Origin of the sequence: Thomasclavelia sp. (assembly GCF_047249845.1) — a bacterium.
Classification (GTDB): Bacteria; Bacillota_I; Bacilli_A; order Erysipelotrichales; family Coprobacillaceae; genus Thomasclavelia.
In genome coordinates this window covers 1-5,555 of the sequence record NZ_JBKTWO010000081.1, presented here as the reverse complement: position 1 = coordinate 5,555, position 5,555 = coordinate 1, and the positions used below count along the sequence as shown (strand labels likewise).

Genomic DNA, 5,555 nt, shown 5'->3' with positions numbered 1-5,555 from the left:
CCTGCATTGCATTCCATGTTGATTCTGTATAATCATTTGCTGTTAAGTTAGCTATTTCATCCATCATCTTTTGTAATGCAATCTTATCACCTTTATAGAATTCTAACATCTGCATTACTTTAGCTAAACGATCAAATGCATTATTTACTTCTTCTTGACTTGCATTATCTTTAGCATAGATAGTTTCAGCATTTTCTAATGCTGCTTTGAATTCATCAGCTACTGCTGGTACTAATTTATCTAATTGTTTTTGAGTTACTTCTTTAGCCATATCAATTGCAATTGATAATGCTGTTTTGTTTGTTTCTACTACTCCAACTTTTACTAAAGACTCTTTAGCTGTCTGTAATAAGACTGCCATGTCATTCATTTCAGAAGTACATGTTTGAGCATCTGATTTTTCATATACTTCTTTTGCTAGGTTAAAAATCTTCTTAAATTCATTCCAACTATCGGTAGTATATTCATCTACATTTAAAGAAGAACAAATTTCTAATTCTTTTTCTAAAGATGTTCTATCAACCTCATTTACTAAGTTTTGTCTAATTGTTAATGTTCCAACCTCTACCCAACCATTAGTTGCTTGTTGATTTTTCCCATTTTTTTCAAAAGATATCGTATATTTATCTTGAGGTAATTCTTTTCTAAACAGAACTACACCTTCAACACGTTCTTTAGCATATGTATCAATATTTTCATCTACAACAATCTCACCTTGGCTATTAGTAATAATAACATGTAATATACCATGATCTTCAGCTTTAACAGTCGTAACTTCAATAGCTGAGCCAATAAATTCATAAGTCAATAATCCTGCATTATCTTCGTTTGTTGCTTTAAAGCCTTTAACATCAAGCCATTTAACTCCTCCATTTAATTCTTTAGAAGCAATTACAACTGTTCTTACATTATCTTCTAAATTAATTAATGTATTTTGTAATAATTCTACTACTTGATCAACCTTGCTTTGCTTAGCGTCCTTGTCGTCTAGAATTATCTGAGCATCTTTTAATACTTTTCTTAATTGATATAAACTTTCTTGTGTATATTGTTTTTCTAACTCTTGTTGAGCTTCTTTAATAAGAGCTTTTAATACTGTTTTATCTGCTTCACCTAAATCTAATCGATTATATCGATTTTTTAAGAAAACTTCTCTTAGATCCATTTGACTTTGTGACATTTCACTAGCAGCTTTCGCGTCTAAAATACTTTCTTCAAAAGCATCTTTTAAACTTTTTTTCAAATTAATATAATCGTCATCATTTTTATCAATATTTTCAGATAAGTGAATCAATGAATTTAAATTTTCAAAGAAACCTTTTCCATCTTTATCTGCTTTTAAATTGAGAAATTGAATTTCCCAAAAAGATGGTTCTTTAAGATATCCTTCTTTAATTACAACTTTCATTTTATTAGCTATAACTGGATCAAATGAAATTGTATTTACACAATGCCCAGGAGAAGTTGCCATACTGTTATTACCAAGATTACTTCCTGAATATATTTGTTCATATTGATCATTAGTCATTGCCCATATTTCAAATTTATCACTTGCATTGTTTACTGAAACAAATTGATCAAATTGAATTGTATCTACTTTTACTTCTGATCCAAATTGAAATTCTAATTCAATATCACCTATCGGTGATTTTGAAGCCCATCTTGTTGTTAAGTTATTATCAATCATCTTTTCAACAGAATAACCATCCCAAAAAGCATTATTATTTATAACTTTATTCACTGGAGCAGGTTTTCCATATCGCTTTGTGTAAATCGGACTAACCCTTTGATTATTATAGAATAACGCTGCTCTAAGCGTAATATCCTGATTACTATTCAATGTAATAGCTTCATTATATAAAGAGGATTGATAATTTGGTTCACTACCATCTGTAGTATAGCGTAACTGATAATATAAGGCATTATCGTTTTGGCTTAGAGTAACTGTAGTACCTTGATTATCAATTATTCCAGAATCTTTACTAAATATAATTTCTCGATTAACCATTTGTTCATTAAGGATATGGAAAATATTTAATAATGAATTATAATCAATTTCATATAGTTCAATAGTTTTATCATTGTCTATCAAACTTTTTCTGATTGTCCGCATCTCATTATACATCTCATCAATATCATCATAAGAAAGACCTTCTTTTATTGTCATATAATAAATTTCATCTTCATGATTCAAATATTCACGATACATTTTATTCACAAATTGTGCTTTTTCTAAAACATTTATTAAAAGCGGGTCATTACTTTCAATAGCCTCTTTTAATTCAATTTTAAGTTTATTTAAATCATCATGAATTTCTGCTAAGTAATTTTGTGCTTTCTCTTTGACCTTATCAAAATTTGCTTCTGATAAGTCTATGACATATACCTTCCCTTTTTGAGCAGTAAAAGAGATTCTGTCATTTGTTTCTGTTTTAACCTCTACATCATTTCCATCTACATATACTTTAGCATTTGCAATATTGTTATATTCTCCAATAAACTCTTTTTCAGTTTTATCTCCATCATAACAAACAGTAAAAGTTTTCGCTAAACCATTTGACCATGTTTCATCAATAGTGAAATTTCCTCTTGCTTTTAAACCTTTAACAGAACCATTTGACCATGCTTCAGGAAGTGCAGGAAGAAATTGTACATATCCCAATTGACTTTGTAAAAGCATTTCAGTCATACCTGCTGTTAAACCAAAATTTCCATCTATTTGAAATGGTGGATGTGAATCAAGTAAATTATTCATAATTCCATTCTTATTACCTGCACACATAGCTTTAACCATTGAATAAGTTTCCTCAGCTAATCCTGTTCTTGCATACATATTGATTTTCATTGCTTTAGACCAACCAGTTCCATTTAAACTTCTTTGCTCTAATGACTTAATGGCCGCTTTCATCCATTCGGTTGTATCTTTATTAATCAAAGTACCAGGGTATAAACCAATAAGCTGAGATGTATGACGATGAATAGACCCTTGATTAGCACTTCCACCAGCGCCAAAATTAGGAATATTTGTTTCTTCAAGATTTCCCGCTTTGCCTTTTCCTAAAGATGTTTCTTCAAACCATTCTTTTACCTGTCCTTGATCACCAATAATAACAGGATTTAACTGAGCCTGTTTTTCTTGCCATACTTTACGTTCATTTTCATCTACTCCAAGTACCTTTGAAGCCTCAATTGCCATTTTATATAATTCCCAAACAATTGATTGATCATAAGTTGTTCCGTTTACTGTTGGGCCTTGTTCAGCAGATACCGATGGTCCAACAACAAGTCTATCTTGATATTCACTATACCATAAAAATTCATTCCAAAAATTTGCCATCTCTTTTAGCATTGGATAAATTTCATTTTTCAAATATGTCGTATCTTCTGTAAATAAGTAATAATCATATACATTTTGCAGTGACCACGAAGATCCCCCAATATTCCATCCATACTCTTGTCCACCAAATGGTGCAGTTGTTCCAAATGGATTATTTTGAGTATTCACTAAAAAGCCGTTTCCTTCACCAACCGGTGTTCCAGCCTCTGTTTCTATCCCAGCAGACATCTTGGCAGTTACACGTCCTGGTTCTACCAATGATTTCATATAATCATTAAATACAGTCCCACATTCTGCTAAATTAGTAGAAAAAGCAGGCCAATAGTTCATTTGTACATTAACATTGAAATGAAAATCTGCATTCCAATACTTACCTGCATCTCCAATCAACCATATTCCACATAAATTTGATGGCAATTCATCACCTTGACGCGAACTTGCAATTGTTAAATAACGTCCAAACTGATAAACCATTTCTTCAACAGTTACATCATAATTCCCTTTACGATATTCTGCCATCAACTCATCCGTTGGAATATTTGGATTTCTTCCTCCTAAATTTAATTCCACACGATCAAATAATTCACAATAATCTTTCAAATGATTTTCTCTAAGCTCCTCATATGTCTTAGCAGAAGCTTTTTCAATAATATTTGTAAGTGTATTATGAGGATCTTCACCTCGATAGGTTGGATAAGTATTTTTGTAATCAGTTCCTGTAGATAATACAATTGTTACTGCATCAGCATCTTTAACACTAACAGTTCCATCTTCATTAGAAACAATACTTCCATTATCTCCATCTTTATAAATTTGGGTTTGCATTTCACATTTCATTTGATTATCAAAAACTGTTCCAAATAATCTGATTTTTCCATTTTCACTTACAACTTTAGTTTGTAAACCACTTGCTGCTTTTACCGATGCATTAAAACTTAGGTTATTATTTTCTGAAGCAGTAAGTCTTATAACCATAACCTTATCTGGATGAGAAACAAAATATTCTCTTTTATAATGTACATCCTTGTAATCATATTGAAGAGATGATATTCCTGTGTGCATATCTAAATCTCTTACATAGTTTTCTACATTATCATTTGTCATACCAGTAGCTGAAAAATCAAGATATAAATCACCAAAATCCTGATATTTTCCCATCCCATTTCCATCACCCATTACATAATCTAATGATGTACCAAGTGGAAATACATTTTTTGAATGATCGTCAGCTTTAATACGAAGTTCTTCTAATTGTTCTTTTGTAACTGGTGATGTTTTATTTCCTCCGTTATAATTTGGACGTGATGAACTTGGCCCCCCACTCCACAAAGTTTTTTCATTAAAATGAATTTGGTCTTTTCCAACTTGACCTAAAAGAATACCTCCTGTTTTCCCATTACCAATAACTAAACCTGTTTCTTCCCATGTATCTACTGTCCCTGGCTCGTTATACCACATACGTAATATATTATCGTCAATTTCTGGTAGAGAAGTTTTTTCTTTGTTATCTTTAATTACTGAAGCTTTAATAGGTAAAACTGAAATTGTCATCATCAATGTCACAATAATTAATATTATTTTTTTCATTTTCCTTCTTTAATCTATATAGCTTCTTGCCCCTTTCGATCTGTTTATCTTAAAAACCAAAACTTTTTATAGTTACTAAGCAACATTTATTTCCCATCCCTCCTTTGGCACTTTTCTTACATCTATATCATATCACCTTTTAAATAGTAAAATCCTACAACGATTAGCAAAATTCTATACTCGATTTTATATATTTTCTACACTAAATATTTGAATCTATCACTCTATTATCAATAATTTTGTATTTACTATTTTAAAATTAAACTCTCCGTCACTTATTGGTGAGGGAGAGTTCTTTTGAGTTAAATACATTTAGTTATTATTTAACTTATCATAGTATGCTTTCTATACTAGATATTTTATTATTTGTTAAAATTCATTTCCCCGTATTTAGTATTTTAAAAATATAAACGTATAATCCCAAATAAATTTTATTATATTAACTAAACTTATTAAATTTTACTATTTTTTCTTTTTTTATTTCCATAAATTATCAATGAAGCAATTGCTAGTCCTGCTAGTGGATACATCATATTTGTTGTATCTCCTGTCTTAGTAGCATTTACCTTTGTATCACCTGGTTTTACTGTACTTTCAGGGTTAGTTGAATTAGTTTCTAATCCGGCCATTG

The 5,555-nt window shown here is 30.4% G+C and carries 2 protein-coding genes; both read right to left on the bottom strand.

Features of this window, described 5'->3' with window-relative positions:
• A partial coding sequence (locus ACLR9T_RS13080; RefSeq protein WP_413109949.1) for a glycosyl hydrolase family 95 catalytic domain-containing protein occupies positions 1-4,924 on the bottom strand: 4,924 nt, incomplete at its 3' end.
• A gap of 452 nt (positions 4,925-5,376) precedes the next feature.
• On the bottom strand, positions 5,377-5,553 hold the full coding sequence (locus tag ACLR9T_RS13075; RefSeq protein ID WP_413109950.1) for an LPXTG cell wall anchor domain-containing protein: 177 nt from the start codon (positions 5,551-5,553) through the stop codon (positions 5,377-5,379).
• Positions 5,554-5,555 lie beyond the last annotated feature (2 nt).